Annotated in this window: 7 protein-coding genes; 5 read left to right on the top strand and 2 right to left on the bottom strand. The window is 62.5% G+C overall.

All coding sequences use genetic code 11. From position 1 onward, the window contains the following. Positions 1–502 (bottom strand): acyl-CoA dehydrogenase family protein (locus tag A2J03_RS01655; RefSeq protein ID WP_197480562.1); only part of this gene is annotated, 502 nt, incomplete at its 3' end. A gap of 146 nt (positions 503–648) precedes the next feature. On the opposite strand from A2J03_RS01655, the gene A2J03_RS01660 reads away from it, so the two are divergent. Beyond that, the gene (locus A2J03_RS01660) at positions 649–1017 is read left to right on the top strand and encodes a DUF1304 domain-containing protein (protein WP_068368862.1); all 369 of its coding nucleotides are present in this window, start codon (positions 649–651) and stop codon (positions 1015–1017) included. 10 nt (positions 1018–1027) lie between these two features. Here the strand turns inward: A2J03_RS01660 and hisN are convergent, their stop codons facing one another. Further along, positions 1028–1816 (bottom strand): histidinol-phosphatase, encoded by a 789-nt coding sequence (gene hisN, locus A2J03_RS01665; RefSeq protein WP_068368853.1) that lies wholly within the window; start codon positions 1814–1816, stop codon positions 1028–1030. A gap of 100 nt (positions 1817–1916) precedes the next feature. Between hisN and prfB the strand changes: the two genes are divergently transcribed. The 4 genes from prfB to A2J03_RS01685 all read left to right on the top strand — a co-directional run. After that, positions 1917–3029: a peptide chain release factor 2 gene (gene prfB / locus A2J03_RS01670; protein ID WP_068368865.1), complete on the top strand. Its 1113-nt coding sequence runs from the start codon at positions 1917–1919 to the stop codon at positions 3027–3029. A 5-nt stretch (positions 3030–3034) separates the two neighbouring features. After that, positions 3035–3952 carry a mechanosensitive ion channel family protein gene (locus A2J03_RS01675; RefSeq protein WP_068368856.1) on the top strand — a complete coding sequence of 306 codons (918 nt, stop codon included), beginning with the start codon at positions 3035–3037 and terminating at the stop codon, positions 3950–3952. Beyond that, positions 3949–4407 carry a hypothetical protein gene (locus tag A2J03_RS01680; protein ID WP_068368859.1) on the top strand — a complete coding sequence of 153 codons (459 nt, stop codon included), beginning with the start codon at positions 3949–3951 and terminating at the stop codon, positions 4405–4407. The genes A2J03_RS01675 and A2J03_RS01680 overlap by 4 nt, the downstream gene beginning before the upstream one ends. Positions 4408–4474: 67 nt before the next feature. After that, a partial coding sequence (locus tag A2J03_RS01685; RefSeq protein ID WP_156520138.1) for an ATP-binding cassette domain-containing protein occupies positions 4475–4758 on the top strand: 284 nt, incomplete at its 3' end.

The raw sequence follows: 4758 nt of genomic DNA on the forward strand, positions 1-4758 counted from the left end.
GTTCGCTTGCCGCACCGTCGAGCTCTTCGGGAACGTTGATGAACGTGATGCCGAGCTCAGCCGAGCGACGGACCAGATCCTCTGGCGACGATGCCGACGCATCTGCGTCGAACGCTGCGGGCCGCAGAATTTCTTCGGCGAACTCTTTGACCGTTTCCACGATCATGCGCTGTTCGTCGTCGGGCGTCAGATCGAAGTAGTCGAGGTTCTTGACGGCCGCATCTTCCAGACGCTTCGGCTTGCCGCCTCCGGTTGCCTTGGCGAATGTGCGGTTCGCAGCACCCAAGGTCTTGAAACCGGTTTTGGTGCTCTCGTACGTCACTCGGTCGATTGTCTGACGGAGGTTGTACTTCTCCGCGAGTTCGGATCCGGTGATGGCCGTGAGCACGCGCATAGCGGTGCCGATGGCATCACGCTTGAACGGATTGAGGCCTACTGCGGATGTGTCGCGAGGCGCTGTGCGCTTCGTCTCGATCACACTGTCTTGCTTGCTCATGATCACCAGCTGTTTCTCGGTGTCGGGCTCGGACTTCAACTATCTTACTCTTGAGTAAGTTAGCTGTCTACTCCCCAGTAAGAAGTGCGTCGTACGGCGGGCCTCGCACAGTCGCCGCAGAAATCGCGACAGGTGTGGCAGCATCTGACTTCGTGCCTGTACTAGCCCAGATCTTCGCTGCCGCAGCAGCGATCCTCCATGTCGTCATCTTCGTGTTCGAAAGCGTGGCCTGGAGCAAGCCCTCGGTGTGGAAGCGCTTCGGTGTCGCCAGCCAGGCCGACGCCGACGTAGTCAGGCCGATGGCGTTCAACCAGGGTTTCTACAACCTGTTTCTTGCCGTCGGCATCGTTGTCGGACTGATCATCGGCGGCGACGCCGGCGATGCGATCGTCGTCTTCGCGTGTCTCAGCATCGTCGGGGCAGCGTTCGTTCTCGCGACAGGAGGCAGGAAGTATTTCCGCCCTGCCGTCGTGCAGGGAATCACTCCGGTGCTGGCATTGGTGTTCGCGGCGTTCGCCTAGGACGTAGCGGTCACACTGGTCGCAGGCGGCCCAGGACCTCGTCCTGCAAGAAGCCGTTCGTGGCGACCGCACTCCCGCCGTGGGGGCCCGCATCTCCGTCGAGGGAGGTGAAGCGACCGCCCGCCTCGCGGACGAGTATGTCGAGCGGTGCAAGGTCCCACAGGGAGACCTCGGGTTCGGTCGCGATGTCGAGGGTGCCTTCGGCGAGCAGGCAGTACGAGAAGAAATCGCCGTACCCGCGCACTCGCCACACGGCATCGGTCAGGTCGATGAACCGGTCACGGATGTTGCGATCCTGCCATCCGGACAGGCTCGCGAAACTCAGACTCGCAGACGAGAGCTCGCGGACGGAGGACACCGCGATCGAACGGGGTTCGCCGCCGTCGTACGACGTCCAGGCCCCGTCGCCCTTCGCTGCCCACCACCGACGGTTCAGTGCCGGGGCGCTGATCACTCCGACGACGGGGACTCCGTCCACGAGAAGTGAGATCAAAGTTGCCCAGATCGGAACTCCGCGGACGAAATTCTTGGTTCCGTCGATCGGATCGACCACCCATTGACGGCCTTCGAAGATCGCGTCGCCACCGAATTCCTCGCCGAGTATCGCGTCCTCGGGTCGCTCTGCGGCCAGAGTCGACCTGACCTTCTCTTCCACGGCGAGATCGGCGTCGCTGACCGGGCTGAGGTCGGGCTTGTCGGCGACCTTCAAGTCCAGAGCGAGGAAGCGATCGCGGGTGATGTCGTCGGCCTGGTCGGCGATGGACAGGGCGAGCTGCAGGTCGTCGGCGGAGAAAGTCACTGCTCAAGAGTAGGACAGGCCGATTCTGTAGCTCTCACCCCGGCGGGAGGTGAGACGCTCTGGTCTGCTGTCCGTGCAACTGCCGGTAACCTTGACTCTCGTGCATCCCGACGTCTCCGCAGACCTGAACGAACTCGACATCACCCTCACCACCATCGAGTCTGTTCTCGATGTCGAAGAACTCCGTCGCCGCATCGACGAGCTCGAACATCAGGCGGCGTCCCCCGATCTGTGGAACGACCAGGAACACGCCCAGCAAGTGACCAGTCAGCTCTCGCACGCGCAGGCCGAGCTCCGTCGGGTGGAAGAGCTACGTTCTCGTCTCGACGACCTTCCGGTCCTGTACGAACTCGCCGAAGGCGAAGAGGGCGAAGCCGAGACATCGGCCACCGCCGACGCGGATGCAGAACGTGCCTCGCTGCGCGAGGATATTGCCGCGGCCGAGGTGCGCACGCTCTTGTCCGGTGAGTACGACCAGCGTGATGCGCTGGTCAACATCCGTTCCGGGGCCGGCGGGATCGACGCGGCGGACTGGGCCGAAATGCTGATGCGCATGTACATCCGCTGGGCGGAGAAACACGGCTACAGCGTCGAGGTGTACGACACGTCCTACGCCGAGGAAGCGGGCATCAAGAGCGCGACATTCGCTGTCAAAGCGCCGTACACCTACGGAACCTTGTCCGTCGAACAGGGAACTCATCGCCTCGTGCGCATCAGCCCGTTCGACAACCAGGGCCGTCGCCAGACGTCGTTCGCCGAGGTCGAGGTTCTTCCTGTCGTCGAAACGACCGATCACATCGACATTCCCGAGGGTGACATCCGCGTCGACGTCTACCGATCCAGCGGCCCCGGTGGTCAGTCCGTCAACACGACGGACTCCGCGGTTCGCCTGACCCATATCCCGACGGGCATCGTCGTCACCTGTCAGAACGAGAAGTCGCAGCTGCAGAACAAGGTGTCGGCCATGCGCGTTCTGCAGGCCAAGCTGCTCGAGGTGAAGCGCAAGGAAGAACGCGCCGAGATGGACGCCCTCAAAGGCGACGGCGGCAGTTCCTGGGGAAACCAGATGCGTTCCTACGTGCTGCACCCGTACCAGATGGTCAAGGATCTGCGCACCGAATACGAGGTCAACAATCCGTCCTCGGTGCTCGACGGCGACATCGACGGTTTCCTCGAAGCGGGAATTCGTTGGCGTATGCGCGGGGAAGAGTAGAACGCATGGTCACAGCACTCTCGCTCGGCCTGCCAGCTGACCTGAAGGGTTGGCTGTACGGCAGTGGGCTCGAAATCGTGCTGTACATACTCGGTGGGATGCTCATGGCGCGTTTCATCAGCTATGTCGGATCGCGTATCACCGCGCGGATCGACTCGAACTATCAGCACAGTGACGCTCTGGTGCGCACCGAAGCCGCCAAACATCGTCATGCTCTCGCCCAGGTGATCACCTGGGTCGCTGTCACGTTGGTCTACGTACTCGTGACGATCGAGGTGTTGCGCCGCTTCGGATTCGCCGCCAGCGGCCTGGTGGCTCCGGCCGCGGTACTCGGCGCAGCTTTGGGTTTCGGCGCGCAACGCATCGTGCAGGACATCCTGGCCGGCTTCTTCATCATTACCGAACGTCAGTACGGCTTCGGTGACGTCGTCCAGATCGCGGTCACCGGTTCGGCCGAGGACGCCGAGGGTACCGTCGAGGACGTGACGCTGCGGGTAACGCGAGTACGCAGCGTCGACGGTGAAGTGATCACCGTTCCCAACGGTCAGATCGTCAAAGTCATCAACCTGTCCAAGGACTGGGCTCGTGCTGTGGTCGACGTTCCGATCCCATCCAGTGCCGACCTGAACCGGGTCAACGAAATCCTCAGGAGTGTCGGTCACGACGCCTTCGAGGATCCACAGATTCGCCCACTGCTGCTGGACGAGCCGACCGTGATGGGCGTCGAAAGCATCGAGGTCGACGTGGTGAATGTGCGGCTCGTGGCACGGACCCTGCCCGGCAAGCAATTCCACGTGGGCCGCGATCTGCGTGTTCGTGTCGCAGCGGCTCTGCGCCACGAAGGAATCAGCGTCAGTCCCGATCTGTCCACAGCAGGTGTCGCTCCGGAAAGCGCGTCGTCCGACCGGGAGAACGAGCGATGACCGAACATGGCGGCGGTACAGACGGCACTGATCGGCCGTCGCGCAGCTGGAAGATTCCACCCAGGATCTACGGGCGAGTCCGAACGTCGACGGTTGCGCTCGGTGTCTGCTTCGTCCTCACTGCTCTTCTGTACGGCCAGGTCCGACCCGAACCTGCTGCGGAACAGGTCGGTCCTCAACCGATCGACACGAGCCAGTACAGCGGAGATCAGCCGAATTATCAGTCCGAATACACCGAACCCTCGGCGACGACGCCACCGAGCTCGACCGTCGATCCCTCGGGCACCGAGGACCCGTCGAACACCGGGGCAACCTCGGGGGAGCCCGGATTCTCCGGCGAGTCGACGACGGGCGACGCCGGTACCCAGGATCCGACGTACCTACCCGGTCTGACCGTGCCGCCGGAGCTTCGGTCGTTGTTGCCGTCAGCACCGAGAGCAACCGCCAACCCGTAGGTTTCCACAGGCAACACACATGTTGCCCCGGTCGGCTACCGACAGGTAGGGGCTACACTGGCGACCCGTGATCAGCACCTCGAATCTCTCCAAGTCCTACAAGACGTCGACCAGACCAGCTCTGGACGACGTGACGGTCTCGGTGGAAAAAGGGGACTTCGTCTTCCTCATCGGCCCGTCGGGTTCGGGGAAGTCGACATTCATGCGACTTCTCCTCAAGGAGGAGACGCCGACCTCGGGTGACATTCATGTCGCTGACTTTCACGTGAACCGCCTCTCGTCGCGGCGTGTACCCAAGCTGCGGCAGTCCATGGGGTGTGTGTTCCAGGACTTCCGATTGCTGCAGCAGAA

It is taken from the genome of Rhodococcus sp. EPR-157 (genome assembly GCF_001647195.1).
Classification (GTDB): domain Bacteria; phylum Actinomycetota; class Actinomycetes; order Mycobacteriales; family Mycobacteriaceae; genus Rhodococcoides.

What these genes read in the sequence shown, in the direction of transcription:
- A2J03_RS01680 (WP_068368859.1), top strand. Translation starts at nt 3,949, where the DNA reads ATGACCGAACATGGCGGCGGTACAGACGGCACTGATCGGCCGTCGCGC.
- A2J03_RS01675 (WP_068368856.1), top strand. Translation starts at nt 3,035, where the DNA reads ATGGTCACAGCACTCTCGCTCGGCCTGCCAGCTGACCTGAAGGGTTGG.